Annotated in this window: 17 protein-coding genes; 16 read left to right on the top strand and 1 reads right to left on the bottom strand. The window is 28.0% G+C overall.

Features of this window, described 5'->3' with window-relative positions:
* The first annotated feature begins 60 nt into the window (after positions 1-60).
* From AACH12_RS10475 to AACH12_RS10400, 16 genes are all read left to right on the top strand, one after another.
* On the top strand, positions 61-1,284 hold the full coding sequence (locus tag AACH12_RS10475) for an ABC transporter substrate-binding protein (RefSeq protein ID WP_338535363.1): 1,224 nt from the start codon (positions 61-63) through the stop codon (positions 1,282-1,284).
* A gap of 39 nt (positions 1,285-1,323) precedes the next feature.
* Positions 1,324-4,797: a DNA polymerase III subunit alpha gene (locus AACH12_RS10470; RefSeq protein WP_338535362.1), complete on the top strand. Its 3,474-nt coding sequence runs from the start codon at positions 1,324-1,326 to the stop codon at positions 4,795-4,797.
* A gap of 343 nt (positions 4,798-5,140) precedes the next feature.
* Positions 5,141-6,100: a 6-phosphofructokinase gene (pfkA, locus tag AACH12_RS10465; RefSeq protein WP_338535361.1), complete on the top strand. Its 960-nt coding sequence runs from the start codon at positions 5,141-5,143 to the stop codon at positions 6,098-6,100.
* Positions 6,101-6,134: 34 nt separating this feature from the next.
* Complete coding sequence (gene pyk, locus AACH12_RS10460; protein WP_338535360.1) at positions 6,135-7,895, top strand: pyruvate kinase; 1,761 nt, start codon at positions 6,135-6,137, stop codon at positions 7,893-7,895.
* Between the two features lie 171 nt (positions 7,896-8,066).
* A complete protein-coding gene (locus AACH12_RS10455) occupies positions 8,067-8,480 on the top strand; it encodes an acyl-CoA thioesterase (protein WP_338535359.1) in 414 nt (137 codons plus the stop codon).
* A 39-nt stretch (positions 8,481-8,519) separates the two neighbouring features.
* Positions 8,520-11,192 (top strand): sigma-54-dependent transcriptional regulator, encoded by a 2,673-nt coding sequence (locus tag AACH12_RS10450; protein WP_338535358.1) that lies wholly within the window; start codon positions 8,520-8,522, stop codon positions 11,190-11,192.
* A 226-nt stretch (positions 11,193-11,418) separates the two neighbouring features.
* Complete coding sequence (locus AACH12_RS10445; RefSeq protein WP_338535357.1) at positions 11,419-11,688, top strand: HPr family phosphocarrier protein; 270 nt, start codon at positions 11,419-11,421, stop codon at positions 11,686-11,688.
* A 25-nt stretch (positions 11,689-11,713) separates the two neighbouring features.
* Positions 11,714-12,019: a PTS sugar transporter subunit IIB gene (locus AACH12_RS10440; protein WP_338535356.1), complete on the top strand. Its 306-nt coding sequence runs from the start codon at positions 11,714-11,716 to the stop codon at positions 12,017-12,019.
* 38 nt (positions 12,020-12,057) lie between these two features.
* Positions 12,058-13,383 carry a PTS cellobiose transporter subunit IIC gene (gene celB, locus AACH12_RS10435; protein WP_338535355.1) on the top strand — a complete coding sequence of 442 codons (1,326 nt, stop codon included), beginning with the start codon at positions 12,058-12,060 and terminating at the stop codon, positions 13,381-13,383.
* Between the two features lie 27 nt (positions 13,384-13,410).
* Positions 13,411-13,722: a PTS lactose/cellobiose transporter subunit IIA gene (locus tag AACH12_RS10430; protein WP_338535354.1), complete on the top strand. Its 312-nt coding sequence runs from the start codon at positions 13,411-13,413 to the stop codon at positions 13,720-13,722.
* Positions 13,723-13,846: 124 nt separating this feature from the next.
* Positions 13,847-14,929 (top strand): DUF871 domain-containing protein, encoded by a 1,083-nt coding sequence (locus AACH12_RS10425; protein WP_338535353.1) that lies wholly within the window; start codon positions 13,847-13,849, stop codon positions 14,927-14,929.
* A gap of 16 nt (positions 14,930-14,945) precedes the next feature.
* Positions 14,946-16,094 (top strand): N-acetylglucosamine-6-phosphate deacetylase, encoded by a 1,149-nt coding sequence (nagA, locus tag AACH12_RS10420; RefSeq protein WP_338535352.1) that lies wholly within the window; start codon positions 14,946-14,948, stop codon positions 16,092-16,094.
* A gap of 72 nt (positions 16,095-16,166) precedes the next feature.
* Positions 16,167-16,934: a glucosamine-6-phosphate deaminase gene (gene nagB, locus AACH12_RS10415; RefSeq protein ID WP_338535351.1), complete on the top strand. Its 768-nt coding sequence runs from the start codon at positions 16,167-16,169 to the stop codon at positions 16,932-16,934.
* 12 nt (positions 16,935-16,946) lie between these two features.
* The gene (gene ptsP, locus AACH12_RS10410) at positions 16,947-18,641 is read left to right on the top strand and encodes a phosphoenolpyruvate--protein phosphotransferase (protein WP_338535350.1); all 1,695 of its coding nucleotides are present in this window, start codon (positions 16,947-16,949) and stop codon (positions 18,639-18,641) included.
* Between the two features lie 121 nt (positions 18,642-18,762).
* Positions 18,763-19,179, top strand: coding sequence for a bacteriohemerythrin (locus AACH12_RS10405; RefSeq protein ID WP_338535349.1), 417 nt, complete (start codon positions 18,763-18,765; stop codon positions 19,177-19,179).
* 225 nt (positions 19,180-19,404) lie between these two features.
* Entirely contained in the window at positions 19,405-19,653 is a 249-nt protein-coding gene (locus tag AACH12_RS10400; RefSeq protein ID WP_338535348.1) for a hypothetical protein, read from the top strand.
* A gap of 165 nt (positions 19,654-19,818) precedes the next feature.
* On the opposite strand, the gene AACH12_RS10395 is transcribed toward AACH12_RS10400, so the two are convergent.
* The gene (locus AACH12_RS10395) at positions 19,819-20,793 is read right to left on the bottom strand and encodes a helix-turn-helix domain-containing protein (RefSeq protein ID WP_338535347.1); all 975 of its coding nucleotides are present in this window, start codon (positions 20,791-20,793) and stop codon (positions 19,819-19,821) included.
* Positions 20,794-20,868: the final 75 nt, after the last annotated feature.

Raw genomic sequence — 20,868 nt, 5'->3', positions numbered from 1 at the left:
TTGTTTTTAATGCTTGCTTGAATGATATTGAAGTAGTTATTTATTATAGATGGAGGTTATATGAAAAAACTGTTAATAATTGGTGTGATATTTATAATTATTTTTACTGGATGCACATCAACTGATACTGGTAATCCTAATATAACAAAAAAAGACATGGAACTTATGTTAGATAGTTCAAAAGGTACGACTATAATTGCATACCATAACATTAAAGATAAATTGAAATTAAAATGGTTAGAATCTTACGTTTCTAAGGGTATAAAAAGTGAATATGATATAGATGTTAAATTTGTATATAAGCCTTATGAAGAGTATTATAAGAAATTAAATAAACAGTATTTAGAGGAAGACAGTAATGGAAAATTCGATTTACTCTTATATGATGATAATTCTTTTAAACAATTAAAAAACGAAAAACTTCTATATGGTCCATTCTTAAAAAAAGTTGATAATTCTTATAAGTATCAAGATCAAGAAAGTTATGAAATACACTTTAATCAAGGTATTCCTATTGAAGGATATGAGACTTTACTTGGAAGAAATCAACTTCTATTTATATATGATGAAGATTTTCTAGAAAACGCTCCATCTACGCCTGAGGAAATTATTAATGCATTAAAAGATAAAAAAGGAAAATTTACTTATTTAGATCCTTCTACTAAAATTGGAAGAGCGTATATTAATTCGATTTTCTTTTCATTTGTAAAGTATGAAGATGTTTATGGTGAAGATTTATCTTATGAAGAACTAAAAACTAAGATGAAACCAGCGCTTGATTATTTTAAAAAGTTAAAACCTTATATGGCGTATAAAGATGGTAAACTCCCAATGACTCAGGATGAAATTGATGAGATGTTTTATAAAAAAGAAATTATGTTTTCAATGACCTTTGATATAGATCACGCTTCAACAGTTTCAAAACTTGATTTGTATCCTATTGGTGCGAAAGCGTTTGTATTTGATACAGGTACTACAGGATATGATTTTTATGCGGCTATTCCGTTTAATTCGAGTAATAAGGCATCTGCAATTCTTTCGATAAATTATATGTTAAGTCTACATGCGCAAAACAACAAATATGACCCTAAAAAATGGGGTAATTTGCCTTCGCTTGACAGTGTTTTTATGAAAGCAGAAGATGCAAAAATACTAACAAAAGCTACTATTAAACGAAGTGACATTAAGGAAGCTGATTTACTTTCTGTAAGAATTCCAGAGGTTCCAAAGGATCTTAGTGATAAATTATATGAATTATGGCAAAATGAAATTTTTAATAAATAGAAAAAAATATATAATGTTCATTATAGAGGATGTGTAAAAATGGAAAGTAAATTTGTTCATTTACACCTTCATACAGAATATAGCCTATTAGACGGTTTTTGCCGTACTGATAGGCTATTTGAAAAAGCAAAGAAGTTAGGAATGACTTCTGTGGCTATTACTGACCATGGTGTTATGTATGGAGTTGTTGATTTTTATAAAAAAGCTAAAGAATATGGCATTAAGCCAATAATAGGCTGTGAGGTATATGTTTCTGAAAATGATTTAAGTAGTAAAAATGGAAATGAAGATAAGAAAAGAGGTCATTTGGTTCTTCTAGCTAAAAATGAAGTGGGTTATAAAAATCTTATCAAACTTGTTTCTTTAGGGTTTACAAAAGGTTTTTATTATAAACCAAGAATTGATTATAAAGTGCTCTCTAAATACTCGAAGGGGTTAATTGCACTTAGTGCTTGTTTAGCTGGAGATGTACAAAAGCTATTAATTGATAATAGATATGAAGACGCAAAAAATATGGCTTTAAAAATAAATAGTATTATGGGAAAAGGTAATTTTTATTTAGAGATTCAAGACCAAGGTTTAAATTTACAAAAAAAAATAAATCCTTATATATTAAGTTTATCAAAAGATACTGAAATTGAACTTGTAGCAACTAATGATGTCCATTATATTGATAAGCATGATAGTGATGCACATGATGTTTTACTCTGTATTCAAACTGGAAAACATGTGGATGATGAAAAAAGGCTTAAATTTCCTTCGGATGAGTTTTATTTTAAATCATATGAAGAAATGCTAAGTGCCATGCCTTATGCAAAAGTTGCTATCGAAAATACAGTGAAAATAGCTGAAAAATGTAATTTTGATTTTAATTTTAATGAAATGCATTTACCTGAGTATGAATTAGAGGAAAATCAAAATGCTAAGGAGTTACTTAGAGAACTTTGCTATAAGGGGTTAAATAAACTTTATGATGTTAATGATAAGCATATTAAAAGACTGGAATTTGAACTTAAAACAATTGATTCTATGGGATATAATGATTATTTTTTAATTGTATGGGATTTTATTAAGTTTGCAAAAGACAATGGTATTGTTGTTGGACCAGGTAGAGGTTCTTGTAATGGAAGTATTGTTTCATATGTTTTAAATATAACTACAGTTGATCCATTAGAATATGATTTAATTTTTGAGAGGTTTTTAAATCCTGAAAGAGTTACTATGCCTGATATTGACATAGATTTTGAAGATGATAGAAGAAGTGAAGTAATTGATTATGTTATCAAAAAATATGGTAAAGATAAAGTAGCGCAAATAATTACATTTGGTACTTTTGGAGCAAAAGCTGCAATAAGAGATGTGGGAAGAGTCCTTAATATTCCATATTCAGAGGTAGACAAAATTGCTAAGGAGATACCTTTTCAAATTGGCATTACAATTGAAAAAGCAATAAAACAAAATAAAAAGTTAAAAGATATTTATGAATCAAATCAAATGATTAAGAAATTAATTGATACAGCAAGAAAAATTGAAGGCGTTCCTAGGCATACTTCTACACATGCAGCTGGAATAGTAATATCAAAAAAATCAATTGATGAATACGTACCTTTATATCTTCAAGATGGGAATGTTTCTACTCAGTTCAATATGATTTTACTTGAAGAACTTGGATTATTAAAAATGGATTTTTTAGGACTTAGAACTTTATCTGTTATAAAAAATACTACAAAATTACTTAAGAAAAGTAGGAATATAGATATTGATATTGAAAAAATACCACTTGATGATCAATCTGTATATAAATTAATAGGAAAGGGAGATACACTTGGTATTTTTCAACTTGAAAGTACGGGTATGCGTAAATTTTTACGAGAACTAAAACCTTCATCACTTGAAGATATAATTGCAGCTACTTCCTTATATAGACCTGGACCGATGGATTCAATTCCGAAATATTTAAAAAACAAAAATGCTTTAAATCAAGATTATTTTATTACTGATAAATTAAAGCCCATACTTTCTGTAACATACGGTTGTCTAGTTTATCAAGAGCAGGTAATGCAAATCGTTAGGGATCTTGGCGGATATACTTTTGGTAGAAGTGACCTAGTTAGGCGTGCAATGAGTAAGAAAAAAATGAAAGTTATGGAGGAAGAAAGAAATAATTTCGTTTTTGGAAAAAAAGATGCTAATGGAAATATACTTATAGATGGATGTATTAGGCGTGGAATTGATGAGAAAAAAGCAAATGAAATATTTGATGATATGATTGATTTTGCCAAATATGCATTCAATAAGTCACATGCAGCAGGTTATTCTATTATAATTTATAGAACTGCATTTTTAAAAACACATTATCCACTTGAATATAGAGCTTCTTTAATGAGTAGTTTTATGGGAAATCAAAATAAAATTGCACTCTATATTGATGATTGTAGAAAAAATAGTATTGAAATATTGCCTCCTGATATTAATAAATCATTTAAAAATTTTTCTGTTGAAAATGGAGCAATTAGATATTCATTTAAAGCCATAAAAAATGTTGGAAATGGCATGATTGAAAGTGTTTTAGAGGAAAGAAAAAACGGTGAATTTAGTGATTTTAATAATTTTTGTGAAAGAGTTGATCCTAAAGAATTAAATAAAAAAGCAGTTGAAAGTATGATAAAATCTGGAACATTTGATTCTTTTAGATTAAAGAGATCTCAATTAATAAGTATGTATGAAAGTATAATTGAGAGTATTCATATTAAAAGTAGGAATAATGTTAAAGGACAATTTTCACTTTTTGACTCCAATATGGATATTGATATGGGTGATATTTCAAAATTCAAGTATCCAAATATAAAAGAATTTCCACTTATGGAAAAATTGAATTTTGAAAAGGAAATGATAGGTGTTTATTTAAGTTCACATCCGCTTGAAACATATAGAGAACTGATTGATAAAATGGATACTTTTGATTTAGTGAATATTAATGAAGAAAATATAATGAATGTTGAAGGAAAATCAATTGTTATAGCGGGAGTAATTAGTAAAATTACAAATAAAAATACAAGAAAAAATGAAATGATGTCATTTATAAATATTGAAGATTACAATGGTGTAATTGAAGCGATAGTTTTCCCACGACTATTTATTAGAAGAAGAAATATTATTAATATCGGCGAATTTATCGTCGCTAGAGGACGAATTAATGTAAAAGATGAAAATGATATAAAGATGATATTAGATGATATTGAAATATTAAACGAAGAAAATTCAAAAAAATATATTAGAAAAGAGTTAAATAGAAAGCGAATATTTATAAAAATAGATTCATATGATGAGATTGTAATAAAGAGAATATATAGTATATTAAAAAATTATAAAGGAGAAAATAAAGTTGTAATTTATTTAGCAAATGAAAAAAAGAAAATGATAGTTGATAAAAAATTATGGGTATCAAGTGAAATAGGGATGATTAAAGAGTTAAAAAAATATTTAGGAGAAGAAAATGTGGTTTTAAAATAAAAATCCAGTTTTTTTTCACAAAAACATTGAATTTTAGAGTAAAATGCAGTAAAATTAATTATGTTTTTATTTACTGGGACGTAGAAAAACCATATGGACGAAAAACGGACAGCTGAAAATATTTATCCAATTCTAATAGTTTTATACTCTAACTTTTAAAAGTTTTGAGATAAGTAACTTAAAAAGGTATTGGATAATGTTTTTAGTAGCGCAGAGCGCAGTTTCTATTTTTAGATGAATACTTAATATTCATCTAAATTTTAGAAGTTTTGTTGGTTTATTGATTCTGATGAATTTTAACTCTTTTGGGTTTATTATTATATATTTGAAATTGAGGTGGAATATGAAAAGAATAGGTGTTTTAACTAGTGGTGGAGATGCTCCTGGCATGAATGCTGCTCTTAGAGCTGTGGTTAGAGTTGCTATTTACAAAGGTTTAAAGGTGTCTGGTATTAGGAGAGGTTACCAAGGGCTTATTGAAGGCGACATTTTTGAAATGGATGTATCTTCAGTAGGAGATATTATTCAAAGAGGTGGAACTATTCTTCAAAGTGCTAGATGTTTAGAATTTAAAAAAGATGAAGGTATAAAAAGAGGCGTAGAAGTTCTTAAAATGTTCAATATAGATGGACTTGTTGTAATAGGTGGTGATGGTTCGTTTATGGGAGCGAAAAGGTTGTCTGATGCTGGAATACCAACAATCGGAATACCTGGAACGATTGATAACGACCTTGCTTATACTGATTATACAGTTGGTTTTGATACTGCTATTAACACTGTAGTTAATGCAGTAGGTAATATACGTGATACATCGTCATCGCATCAAAGAGCGTCAATTATCGAAGTAATGGGTAGAAGTTGCGGGGATATTGCTCTTTATTCTGGTATAGCTGGAGGCGCTGAAACAATAATTGTTCCTGAAATAGATTTTACTTATGACGATATATGTAAAAAACTAATTCAAGGACAAAATAGGGGGAAAGTTCATAGCATTATTTTATTAGCTGAAGGAGTAGGTAAGCCATATGAATTTGCAGAGGCTATTAAAAATAAGACAGGAATTGATGTTAGAGTATCTGTAATTGGATATCTTCAAAGAGGTGGAAGCCCAACTGCATTTGATAGAATTCTTGCAAGCAAATTTGGATCTAAAGCAGTAGAACTTCTAATTGAAGGTAAAAAAAGTAGGGCGCTTGGAACAAATGGAAATAAAGTATTTGATATGGATATTACTGAAGCAATTACCATGAAAAAAGAAATGGATCATTGCATGTATGATTTAGCTGATATGTTATCTATATAGTATTAATATTTTAGTATATAAAAGGGAGATAATAATGAAAAAAACTAAGATTGTATGTACACTTGGACCTGCTAGTAGTGAAAAAGAATTATTTGCAGATCTAGTTAATAGTGGACTTAATGTTGCTAGATTTAACTTTTCACACGGAGACCACGAAGAACAACTTGGTAGAATGAATATGGTAAAAGAAGTTAGGGCTGAACTTGGTGTTCCTGTTGCTCTTTTATTAGATACTAAAGGACCTGAAATTAGAACGGGTAAGTTTAGTGTTGATGTTGTTAATCTTGTTGAAGGTCAAGATTTTACATTAACAACAGACCAAAGTGTAATTGGAGATCAAAATAGATGTTCAATTACTTATGAAGGACTTAATAATGATGTAGTTCTTGGTGATACTATTCTTCTTGACGATGGATTAGTTGGTCTTGAAGTAGTTGGGATTAATGGAAAAGATATTAAATGTAAGGTATTAAATGCAGGACCTGTTAAAAATCATAAAGGTGTTAATGTACCTGGAGTAAGTATTAAGCTTCCTGCAATAACTGAAAAAGATATTGCTGATATTGAATTTGGTATTGAGCAAGGAATAGATTTTGTTGCAGCTTCATTTATTAGAAAAGCTAGTGACGTTTTAGAAATAAGAAGAATTTTGGAAAGAAATGATGCATTTGATATTCATATTATTTCAAAAATTGAAAATCAAGAAGGTGTAGATAATCTTGATGAAATATTAGAAGTTTCTGATGGTTTAATGGTAGCCAGAGGGGATCTTGGAGTTGAAATTCCAACTGAACAAGTACCTATTGTACAAAAAATGATGATAAAAAAATGTAATAAAGCTGGTAAACCAGTAATTACAGCAACACAAATGCTTGATTCTATGATTAGAAATCCAAGACCAACTAGAGCAGAAGCTACAGATGTTGCGAACGCAATCTATGATGGTACTGATGCAGTAATGCTTTCAGGAGAAACTGCAGCAGGAAAATACCCTGTTGAATCAGTTAAGACTATGAGTAGAATTATTAGTGCAACGGAAGAAGTTTTAGATTATGATGCAATTCTTGCTTCTAAAACAAGACAACTTGTAGATGATGGAGTTACTTATGCAGTGTCTCATGCAACTGTAACTACTGCAAATGACCTAAAAGCGGCAGCAATTATTTCTGCTACGTCTTCAGGTTTTACTGCTAGAAAAGTTTCTAAATTTAGACCAAAATCTCCAGTAATAGCTGTAACTTCTTTTGAAAGTGTAAGAAGAAAGCTTTCTCTTGTTTGGGGTGTTTACTCTTTAAAAATTAAAGAAGCGAAATCAACTGATGAAATATTTGATTTATCTGTTGAAGCTGCTAAAAATGCTGGATACCTTAAAAAAGGTGAACTTGCAGTTATAACTGCTGGTGTTCCAGTAGGTGTAGCGGGAGCGACTAACTTAATGAAAGTTCATATTGTTGGAGAAGTACTTTTCAAAGGAACTGGAATTGGTAATGCAGCTATAATAGGAAGAGTTTGTATTGCAAGCACTCCTAAGGAAGCTGAGTTAAAATTTAAAGACGGAGATATTTTGGTTGCTACTTCAACTGAAAAAGATATGATGAAATTTATTGAAAGAAGTTCTGGACTAATAGTTGAAGAAGGTGGTTACACTTCTCATGCGGCTATAGTTGCTCTTTCTCTTAAGAAGCCAGCGGTAATTGGTGCAAAAAATGCTATTTCAATTATGAAAGATGGCGATATTGTAACACTTGATTCAATTAAAGGTATTGTATACGCTGGTGAAACCAGAGTATTATAATATATCCTAGTGATAGGAAGCCTGAAGAGGCAAAGTAAAACATTTTTAACGTATAACCCTTTACTTAGGTGAATTTATTTTATAAATTCACCATTTTTTTTTGAAGATTTCACACTAATATTTATTGTGATATAATGAATTATTGAAAATATATTGAAAAGAGGGTTAATCATGAAATCTAATGATGCACTAATAAGAACAAGATACGAAGAAACAGACAAAATGGGAGTAATTTATCATTCTAATTATTATGTTTATTTTGAAGTTGGAAGGGCAGAATTTTTTAGGAAGTTAGGATATTCATATGATAGATTAGAAAAAGATGGTATTATAATGCCTGTACTTGAAACACACTGTCTATATAAAAAAGCGGCTTATTATGATGATGAACTATTAATACGAACAAGAGTATCGATGTTTAAAGGAATTAAAATAGAGTTAAGTTATACTGTTATAAGAAAAAATACTGATGAAGTACTTGCTGAAGGCAAAACTCTTCATGCTTTTGTAGATAAAACTCTAAAACCAGTGAGAATAAAAACACTAAATAAAGAGTTTTTGGATATTCTTTATAGCCTTATTTAGTAGTAAATATAATTGTACTATTCCTAAAGGATGATAATCATGACTAAAAAAGAACAAATAATTCAAATAATTCATGAGACTAATGCTAGTCTTTCTGCTAAAGAACTAGGAGTAAAACTCTCTATTGATAGAAGTACAACCAGTAGATACCTAAATCAACTATGCGCTGAAGGAAAATTAGAGAAAACTTCTGGAAGACCAGTATATTACAGGTTGAAAGCTAACACTTTAAAAAATAGTAACAAAGATGATAATAAGAGTGATATTGATTTTCTTATAGGAGCAAAATATTCTCTTCAAGTTGCAATTCAAAAAGCAAAAGCAGCTATACTTTATCCGCCTAGAGGACTTCATACTTTGATCCTAGGAGAAACTGGTGTAGGCAAATCTATGTTTGCAAAGTTAATGTTTGATTATGCAAAAGAAACTAATATGATAGATAAAGAGGCCTCTTTTATTAGATTTAATTGTGCGGATTATTCAGAAAATCCACAGCTTTTAATTTCTCAAATTTTTGGAGTGAAAAAAGGTGCATATACAGGAGCTGATAAAGATAAAAATGGTCTTCTAAAAAAAGCAGATGGTGGAATTTTGTTTTTAGATGAAGTGCATAGATTATCACCACAAGGTCAAGAGATGTTATTTACCTTTATTGATAGTGAGGAGTTTAGAAAATTAGGAGAAACTGAAAAAATAGAAACAGCAAAAGTTCAGATAATAGCTGCCACTACTGAAGATCCTACTTCTTATTTACTTAAGACTTTTACTAGAAGAATTCCGATGACGATTACTATTCCCCCGCTAAGAGAGAGAACTGTTAAAGAACGTTATAATCTTATTGAAAAATTTATTATTGATGAATCAAAAAGAGTTAATAAAAGCATTTATATTAATAAAAATGCGATAATTTCAATATTGCTTTATGATTGTCTTAATAATATTGGACAGTTAAAAAGTGATATACAACTTTCATGTGCTAAAGCTTTTTTAAATTACAAATATAAAGAAAAGGATTATATATTGGTTAATAATTCAGATTTACCTGTTCATGTAAAAATGGGTGTTATGAATATTAAAGAAAATAGAAATGAAGTAAATTCACTGTTAAAATCCAAAGATGATATTATTAGATTTTCATATAAAGAATTTTCAGAAGAATTACTTGTTTCGGATGAAGAGGATTTCATATATTATAATGAAATTGAAGATAAAGTTAATCATTTAAAGCAAAAGGGCCTTAAAAGTGATGAGATAAAAAATATATTAGATATTGATATAGAGAAGCATTTTAAGAATTATATTGTTGATTTTTCGATAAAGAAAAAAAGAGAAGAAATTGAAAAAATAGTACATAAAGATATTTTAGAAATAGCAGAGTATGTACTAAATTATGCTAGAAAAAAATTAGAAAAGGATTACGATGAAAAAACTTTTTATGCATTTTCACTTCATTTAGATAGTTCCATAGAAAGAATTAGAAATGGAGCTAAGATATATCACCCAAAGCTCAATAGTGTAAGAAAGAAATTTAAAAAAGAATTTTTAGTTGCAATGGAGATTGCAAAATATATAGAAGATAAATTTGAAATTGATATTTCCCTAGATGAAATAGGATATATTACAATGTTTATTGCTTCAAATCCTTACGAAGTAACAAAGGAAAATAATGATAGGGTTAGTGTTATTCTTATGATGCATGGAAGCACAACTGCTACTAGTATGATGAATGTAGCAAATACTTTAGTTGGAACTAATCATGGTATTGCCATTGATATGCCCCTTAGTATGGATGTAAAAGTCATGTATGAACTATTAAAAAATAAAATACTTAATTTAAATAGTACTAGTAAAGGGATTTTATTTTTAGTAGATATGGGTTCATTGGTAAATTTTGCCGATATGATTAAAGAAGAGCTTTCTATTGATATAAAAACTATAGATAAAGCGAGTACTCCACTTGTGATAGAAGCGCTTAGAAAAGCTACGCTTGGAAGAGAATTAACAGAAATTTATAGTACATGTGCATATAAAAATATAAATTCTAATGGAGAAACAATTCACTTAAGTAAATCTAAAATTATTGTTTCAGTTTGTTTTACAGGTGAAGGAGCATCAAAAAAAATTAAATCAATACTTGAAAAAAATATTAAAGATAAAAATATAAAAGTTATGACTTTAAATATTTTAGATAAACACGAATTTAAAAATTCTTTGGAGAAAATTAAAAGAGAAAATGAAATTCTTGCGGTAGTAAGTACTATAGATATTGATTCAAAAGAAATTCCTTTTATACCTGCCATTGATTATTTCGCAGGTAAAGGAAAAGAAAAACTTGATAAAATACTAAAAAAAGAAGAAATGATTGATAGTATAAGTGAGTCTTTAAAAGAACATATAGAAGTTGTTAATGCAAAAGAACTTGTAATATTAGTAAAAAGTTTCATTGGAAGTTTATTATTTCATGTTAGTATTTCGATAACTACTGAGGTATTTACTGGAATACTGCTTCATATTTGTTTTTTAATTGATAAAAAAGTAAAAAATGAAATTACAAAAGAATTTGAAAATGTAGGAAATTTTATTGAAGAAAACAAAGAAAAGTATAGTGTTATAAATGGCGAAATTATGACTATTGAACAAAAATATGATATTCGTTTAACTAAAAGCGAGAAAGCATATATATTATATATGATAATACAAAATAGCAATTAGTTTAATAAATGAAGAATTATTTAATTTGCTAAAAGAGTGTGCATTAGTGTGCATCACAGTGTGTGGAAAAATTACACACACTGTGATGCTTTTATTTTGTAAAAATAAATTTTAAATGCTAGTAAAATAGCCAAAGTTAAGAAATAAAAAAAATAAATTTATATTTTAAAAATTGGCATGAAATATGCTCATATATATAGTGAAAGAAAAATAGAGGAGTGATAATGTGCAAAACTTTAAAATTGTAGTATCAAATAAAACTGGATTACATGCAAGACCGGCAAGTATTCTTGCCATGGAGGCTCAAAAATACAGTAGTAATATTTGTATTGAAAAAGATGGAAAGGTTGTAAATGCTAAAAGCATTATGAGTATTTTAAGTGTAGGTGCATCTTTTGAAGATGAGTTAATTTTAAAAACAAATGGTGAAGATGAAATAATTGCAATGGAAAATATTAAGGAATTATTTAAAAGGTCATTAGCTAATGAAAAATAAATAAAAAAATTTTAGGAGGTGAATTATGAAGAAAATAATGTTAGTTTGTTCTGCTGGAATGTCAACTTCTCTTCTTGTAAAAAAAATGCAAGTAGCTGCCCTTGATCAAGGCAAGCAGGTTGAAATATTTGCAATAGCAGAATCAGAAGTAAAAAATCATACTGATGTAAATGCTGTGCTTTTAGGTCCACAAGTTAGATTTTTATTAGGTAAAATTACAGATATGCTTGCTAAGAATTCTATTCCTGTTGAAGTTATAGGGAGTGTTAATTATGGTACTATGAATGGAGATGCAGTATTAAAGCAAGCGTATGAAATTATGAAAGAATAACTATATAATATTTCTAATATGATTTAGGGGGAAAAAATATGAATGGATTTATTTCTTTCTTAGAAAGAAAAGTTGTACCAGTAGCAGCAAAATTTGGTTCGCAAAGACATCTAGTTGCAATTCGTGATGGATTTGTTGCATTAATGCCATTGATTATTGCTGGATCATTTGCAGTACTTTTAAATAATTTACCTATTCCAGGATATCAAAATATTATGAATAATATATTTGGTGGATCATGGAAATCATTTGGTGGTAATATTTGGTGGGGAACATTTGCAGTAATTTCTTTGTTCTTAGTATTCTCGATTTCATATAATTTGGCAAAATCATATGAAGCTAATGGACTTTCTGCAGGTTTGATTTCGCTTGCAAATTTTGCAATACTCTTACCGCAAGCAGCTAACGTTACTTCACCTTCTGGAGAAGCATTTAGTGCATGGGGAAACATTAGTTGGACCTATATCAATGCTCAAGGAATGTTTGTAGCAATTATTGTGGCTTTAGTATCAACTGAAATTTTTGTTAAATTATCGAAGAGCGATAAACTTACAATAAAAATGCCAGATACAGTTCCACCAGCAGTTTCAAAGTCTTTTGCATCTTTAATACCAGGAATTATAGTACTATCAATTTTTGCACTTTTAACTATTTTTATTGGATTTGCCTCAAGTGGTTCAAATATATTTGCACTTATTAGTAAATTCGTATCTACACCACTTCAAAATGTAGCAGATTCATTAGGTTCAGCAGTTACTATAGTGTTTATGACACAATTTTTATGGTTCTTTGGATTACATGGTTCCAATATTATAGGTAGTGTAATTGAGCCAATTTTGTTACCATTATTAAATGCTAATATGGAGGCTGTAGCAGCAGGACTTCCACCAGTGCATATTGTAACTAAGCCATTTTTAGATACATTTGTTTATTTAGGAGGAGCGGGAACAACACTATCGCTACTTATTGCAATATTTATTTCTGGTAAAAGAAAGCAAAACAAAGAAATTGCAAAGTTAGGAATTGGACCTGGATTATTTAATATTAATGAACCTGTAATTTTTGGAATGCCAATAGTATTAAACCCATTACTATTTATACCGTTTTTATTTGGACCAGTGGTGCTTGTAATAATATCATATTTTGCAATGGCTAGTGGACTTGTACCAAAAACTATTGCCATGGTTCCGTGGACTTTCCCACCAATTATTGGTGCAGCACTTGCTACAAGTTCTATTAGAGGAGGAATTCTTGCAGCATTTAACTTAGTACTCGCAGTATTAATGTATATACCATTTATTATTGCAGGAGAAAAATTAGAAGAAAAAAGAGAAAGTAAAGAAAAACTTAAAAAAGCAAATTAATTATTACTTATTGATAGGAGAAAAGATATGAACTTAGAAATGATTATTTTTCAGATAATTACACACAGTGGAGATGCAAAAAGTAGTTTGTTTGAGGCAATTGCTTTTGCTAAAAAAAATGATTTTAAAAATGCAGAAATTAAAATTAATGAGGCTGAGAGTAAAATTGTGCTTGCACATAATGAACAAACTAAATTAATTCAAAATGAGGCATCAGGTAAAACTACTGAAATATCACTCTTAATGGTTCATGCTCAAGATCACTTAATGAATACTTTAATGTTTAAAGATATTGCTAAAGAATTTATTGAACTTTATAAAAAAATAGAGGAAAAGTAAAAATATCAATATAGTATATATAATATTCTAAGCTTAAAGATTAATAATCTTTAAAGCTTAGAATATATTTATATTAATGTATATGATTTAGAGTAGTATTAATTGATTTTAGATGGAGGTTATTATGAGAGAGATTGGAATTTCAATTTATCCAAATCGAGAAAACATAAGCAGAATTTTAGAATATATTAAATTATCTTCAAAATATGGTTTTACTAGAATTTTTACTTGTTTAATTTCTACTGATGATTCGAAAGAAGAGGTGAAGAATTTTTATAAGAAAATTACGGAGACTGCAAGTTTAAATAATATGAAAGTAATAGCAGATGTGAGTCCTTCTGTTATGGATAAATTTAATATTTCGTATCAAGATTTAAGTTTTTTTGATGAAATTGGTTTTTATGGAATTAGATTAGATTTAGGTTTTTCTGGTATAGAAGAATCAATAATGTCATTTGATAAGAGTAGATTGAAAATTGAACTTAATATGAGTAATGGAACAAAGTATATTGATAACATTTTATCTTATATGCCAAATACTGATAGTATAATTGGATGTCATAATTTTTATCCACATAAATATACTGGTTTATCAAGAAAACATTTTATTAAAACATCAAGGCAGTTTAAAGAGCTTGGAATAAGAACAGCTGCATTTGTATCTAGTAAAACTGCACTTGAAGGACCATGGCCAGTTAATGAAGGGCTATGTACGCTTGAAGAACATAGAGTTTTAGATATTGATATTGCTGTGAAAGATTTATTTAATACCAATTTGATTGATGATGTAATTATTGCAAATCAATTTGCCTGTGAGCAAGAACTAAAAAAAGTTGGAAATATTAGTGCTAATATATTGTCACTTACAGTTACACCAAGTAAAGAAAATAGTGAAATTGAGAATAAAATTATATTTGATGAATTTCACTTTAACAGAGGTGATGTTAGTGAATATTTAATAAGATCAACTCAAAGTAGAGTTAAATATAGGTCAAAGGAATTTAAAGCACACACAAATATAGATATAAAAAAAGGAGATATATTAATTGAAAGTTCTCTATATAAAAGATATAAAGGAGAATTACAAATAGCACTCAAAGATATGAAGAATAGTGGAAAAACTAATGTAGTTGGAAAGATTAAAGCAGAGGAAATTTATTTATTGGATAGCATTTTACCCTGGCAAAAATTTAAATTTAATAAGTAATAAGAAGGTAATAATTATGAAAATATTTAAAAATGCAAATTTGATTTTAGAAGATAAAATTATTAGAAGTGACTTAGTCTTTGATGAACAAATTTTGTCTTTTGATATAGAAGATGTAAATAAAAATGATATTATACAGGAAATCAATCTAGATGGTAAATTTGTTTTTCCTGGTTTTATAGATGTTCATATTCATGGTTCCAATGGATTTGACGTGATGGATAGAGATGAAAATTCAATAATTGAAATTGCAAAATCAATTGTTAAATCAGGCGTAACATCATTTCTAGTTGCAACAATTACAGATGAGTTTAATAATATTAATAATGCTATTCTTAAGGTGAAAAAAGCTATAGAAAATGAAAAAAATGGGAAAAAATATGCTAGAATTTTGGGTGTTCATTTAGAAGGACCTTTTATTGATAAAGAAAAAAAAGGTGCACATAATGAAAGGTGGATAATTAAAGCTGATTCAAGCTTGCTTGAAATTCATAAAGATATTATTAAGATAATTACATTAGCTCCAAACCAAAATGAGTCAGAAAAATTAATAAAATGGGCAAAAGAGAATAATATCGTGATATCACTTGGACATTCGAATGCAACTTACGAAGAAACAATAAGAGCTATAGAAATAGGAGCTAAAAGTTTTACTCACCTTTTTAATGCTATGAGTCCATTACATCATAGAAGACCTGGAATGATAGGTGCGTGTTTTAATACAGATACTTTTGCAGAAATTATTGCAGATAATATACATGTGAATCAAAATCTATACCAAATGATTTTAAAACAAAAAAGCGATGATAAAATTATGTTAATTACAGATGCAATGAGAGCACAGTGTTTAAAAAAAGGCACTTATTTATTAGGTGAATTTGATGTAATTGTAGATGAAACTAGTGCAAGGCTTAAAAATGGTACTTTAGCTGGTTCAGTACTTAAATTTGATCAAGCTTTAAGAAATTTTAAAGAATATACTTCAATAGATTTAATTGGATTATCTAAAATTTCAAGTACAAATCAAGCTAAACTTCTCGGTATATATGATAAAGGCTATGGGAGTATAAAATTAAATAATTTAGCTGATTTTACAGTACTTGATGAGAAGTTAAATCTTTGTATGACGGTTATAGGCGGAGAAATTGTTTATTCAGTCGCTTAATGACACTATGTTGGCATAAAGATTGCTTTATTTAGTGATATGATTTGTAAAAGATAATTTTGGAGGGTAAAAATGAGGATTATTGTAGCTAAAAATTATGAAGAACTTAGCACTAAAGCTGCACATTTAATAGCAGGTCAACTTATTATGAATCCAGAAACGCGTTTAGGACTCGCAACTGGAGCTACGCCGATAGGTACATATAAAGTACTGGTTAAAATGTATAATGACGGCTTGATTGATTTTAAAAAAATCGTTTCATTTAATTTAGATGAGTATTATGGTATAGATTCAGAAAATGCACAAAGTTATTATTATTTTATGAATAAGAATTTATTTGAGAAAGTGAATATCGATAAAAACAATATTAATATTCCAAATGGAATGTGTGAAGATATTGAAAAAGAATGCAATGATTATGAAGCTAAAATAAGAGGAAAAGGCGGTATTGATTTACAACTACTTGGTATAGGTAGAAATGGTCATATTGGATTTAATGAACCAGACCTTAAATTTGAAGCAATGACACATTTGGTTGATTTAGATGATGATACTATTGATGCAAATTCAAGGTTTTTTGATTCAATAGATGAAGTTCCTAAAAAAGCAATCTCTATGGGTATTAAGACAATTATGCACTCTAAAAAAATTGTTTTAATAGCGAGTGGAATTGATAAAGCTGATACTGTATATGATATGATATTTGGCCCAATTAATCCTAATCTTCCAGCATCCGCACTTCAACTTCATAAAGATGTTACAGTTATATTAGATGAAGATGCAGCTAGAAAAATAAGTGGTAGAAGAGGAATGGATAGTAAATATATTAAAATAGAATAAGGAGATAATCATATGATAAAAGGTTTAGGAGCATCTTTTGGCTATGCCCTTGGTAAAGTTTTTGTATTGGAAGAAGAAAATATAATTGAAAAAATAACTATTAAAAATGTAAAAAAAGAAATAGAAAAATTTGAAAAAGCGATAGATAGTTGTAAGCTTGATTTAAAGGATTTAATTGATACTACTAAACTTACAATTGGTCTAGAAGAATCAAAAATATTTGAAGCACATCTTATGATGCTTGAAGATCCAGAATTTATTGATAAATCAAAAGAGTTAATAAGTTCTAAAAAGGTTAATTCTGCGTGGGCTGTTTCTAGTGTATCAAAATCATTTATTGAAATATTTGAATCAATTGATGATTCTTATTTAAAAGAAAGAGCAATTGATATTAAAGATGTTACAAAGAGACTAGTAGATAAACTATTAGACAGAAATAATGAAATATATAATAGATTAGGAGTAATAATAGTAGCAAATGATTTAGCTCCATCAGACACTGCTAAAATGGATATTAATAAAATTTTAGGATTTATTACAAGAAATGGAGGGGTTACCTCTCATTCGGCAATTGTTGCAAGAACAAAGGGAATACCTGCAATTGTTGGATTAGGTGATGATATTGAAAATATAAAAAATGGAGATATAATTGCATTTGATGGAAATAGTGGTCAAATATTTATAAATCCTAGTGAAGAAATTAAAAATAAATTTATAAGGCTAAATGATGAGTACTTAGAGAAAAAGGAAGAATTAAAAACCTTTATTGGAAAAAAGACAATTTCAAAAGATGGTAAAGTGGTAGAAATTGGATGTAATATAGGAAGTCCAAAAGATTTAGAGTATGTACTTGACAATGACGGTGAAGGAATAGGACTATATAGAAGTGAATTTTTATTTATGGATAGAAAAAAATTCCCAAATGAAGAGGAACAATTTCTATCTTATAAAACAGTTCTTGAAAAAATGAATGGAAAACCGGTGGTTATAAGAACTCTTGATGTTGGTGGAGATAAAAATATTTCCTATATTAAAATTCCTAAAGAAGATAATCCGTTTCTAGGATATAGGGCGATTAGGTACTGTCTTAAAAATCCGGATATTTTTAAGGTTCAAATACGAGCACTTTTAAGAGCAAGTAATTATGGAAATTTAAAAATTATGTTTCCTATGATATCTTCTATTGGAGAAATAAGACAAGCTAAAACAATAATTGAAGAGTGTAAAAAAGAACTTGAAAATGAAGGTATTATTTTAAAAAATAAATACGAAGTTGGAATAATGATAGAAATCCCATCCGCAGCCATTATTTCGGATTTATTAGCTAAAGAAGTAGATTTTTTTAGTATTGGAACAAATGACTTGATTCAGTATACTAGTGCTGTTGATAGAATGAATCAAACTATATCTGAATTATATACACCATTTCATCCAGCAGTATTAAGATTAATTAAACTTATTATAGAAAATGGACATAAAAATAATATTTGGGTGGGAATGTGTGGTTCTGTTTCAGGAAATCCAGAATTAATTCCATTATTATTAGGCATGGGATTAGATGAATTTTCTATGAATCCTTCAAAAGTATTAAATTCAAGAAAGATAATTTCAAAAACAGATGCAGGATTTATTAACGAAAAAATTGATGAGATATTAAATATTTCTGATGCATTTGAACTTAGAAATACGCTTAAAAATATATTGTAACATTAACCAAAATTAATATGGCGCTTATGTACTTATTATACAAATTTAATAAAAAAATTGAATTACTTTTAATAAATAGGGTAGGTATGATACAGTATAGTATATAAGAATGGAGGAAGCTATGTTTACTTGGGATGAAAAATATTCAGTTGGAATTGAAGTGATAGATCAGCAGCATAAAAAACTTTTTGCTATAGGAGAAGAGATTCACGATAAAATTATTAAAGATTCTTGTGAAGAAGATGAATGTTTAGTAGAAGCATTAAAAGTTTTGGAAGAATTAAAGCAGTACACTGTATATCATTTTACTACAGAAGAAGAACTTTTAAAAAAATATAATTATATGGAGTTAGAAAACCATTTGATACAGCACGATTTATTTATAAATTATCTTGAAGATATTGATCCCAAAAGATTAGAAAAATATCCAAAGGAATATTTATATGAAATTATGATGTATATTTCTAAGTGGATTTTTAAACATATTAGTACTGTTGATTTTAAGTATGTAGATTTTTTGAAAATTAATATGATTTAGAATTAAAAAATAGAAAGTAAAAAAGCAATTAATCTTAAGTGAAGATTTAATTGCTTTTTTGAATTTAAAGATTAAGTATGTTTTATGCACTCAGGTATATTATCGTTAAGAATTTTTTCAATTACATCTGGCTTTTCTATAAAACCCTCTTTAATCCATTTGATATTTGTGTGAATAACACCACAAACGAAAAGTTCTAAGGTTAGAAATATTTCAAAAGACACAATGACAAAAGCGGTTAAAGAATTCCTAAGATTATCGGGTATTGATGTTGTTGGTATAGCAAGAGTTGAAAAGGAAGATCTATATACTTTTCGAGGGTTTAGTAAAAAAAATTATAATTATGGTGATGTAATTGAGTATAGATTTGAATATGCTATAGTATTTGCAGTAGCAATTGAACTTGACTATATTAATCGTTCACCCAGCAATGAAACATTTATGGGAGCAATGTTAGCTCTCATACTCCACTAAACTAAATTCCAAAATAAATTAATTAATTATTCCAAAATATTTCAAAATGGATTCACAGAGTTTGTGTTGAATTATAACTAGCGCAAATGATGATATAAACATGTGCGATGATCACCGTTCTTTATCAAATTCAATTTTCATTTGAAAAATATTTAGAATTACAATTTATTTGAGAATATCTGAATATGAAATAGAACTATCAAGATCAATCTTGTATTGACTAAGTAAAACCTTATAATATAGTTTTGCAGATTCAATATCATCTTGAATTAAAAATAACTCTATAGATTTTATTAAAGAAGTTTTGAATGTTTTTATATCTGAATACATCTCAGCAATTCCTTTTCTAAAATATAGATGTGATAAACAATATATGAGATGTTGAGATAATGAATACTGTATACCAATATTTGCATATTTTAGTGCTTCATAATGATTATCTATTATATGATAATTGTAGGAAATGTTAAAATATAGTTTTATGAGTACTTTTTTTGAATCTAACGACTTTACATTTTGATTAATTAGATATGTTAAACAAAATTTTAAAACTTCAAGACTTTTTAGTATATTTTTATCTTTAATTAATAACAATCCAATTAATAATAAACATCTTATCTCTAAAGAGTTATAATTGTATTTTGAAAAATTAGCTAAATCAAAATTTATAAGGGAAAGTTTGATTGACGATTCAAGTGATTGTATTAGTACTTTTATATTAGTATTATTATTAAAATACTTTGATGTACAACTTACAAATGCTTTTAATTGGGCGATATCTGTTGGTTCTAAAGAATTAAGACTAGTAAAGTCAGAAAGCGTATTTTCAAGTTTACACATTGCAGTCTTAATATCTTCAAGGTTATAACAATTAATTAAGTTGTCAAATTGATTATAAAAAATTGAAATCTGATTTTGCTTCATACTTTCATTTAAAATATGCAGCAAATTTTCTTTATATACATGTGATAATATTTTTAGAGTTTCATATTTTGGAATTACTAACCCATTTTCAATTCTTCTCAAAGTTTCTTCATTTATTCCAGAAATATTTTTTACTTGTTTTTGGGTTAATCTGTTATTCTTTCTAATTTTTCTTAAATTATCTCCGAAATACTCTAAATTGTAAACTGAGAACATTTTTCCTCCTTCCCCACCTTAAAGTGGGTTTTCAATTTATATAATTAGTATATACTAGAAAACAGATTATAACTA

The organism is Helicovermis profundi, from assembly GCF_033097505.1.
GTDB classification, from domain to species: Bacteria; Bacillota; Clostridia; order Peptostreptococcales; family Acidaminobacteraceae; genus Helicovermis; species Helicovermis profundi.
The sequence above is the reverse complement of the archived record's forward strand: the minus strand, read 5'-3'. Positions and strand labels throughout refer to the sequence as shown.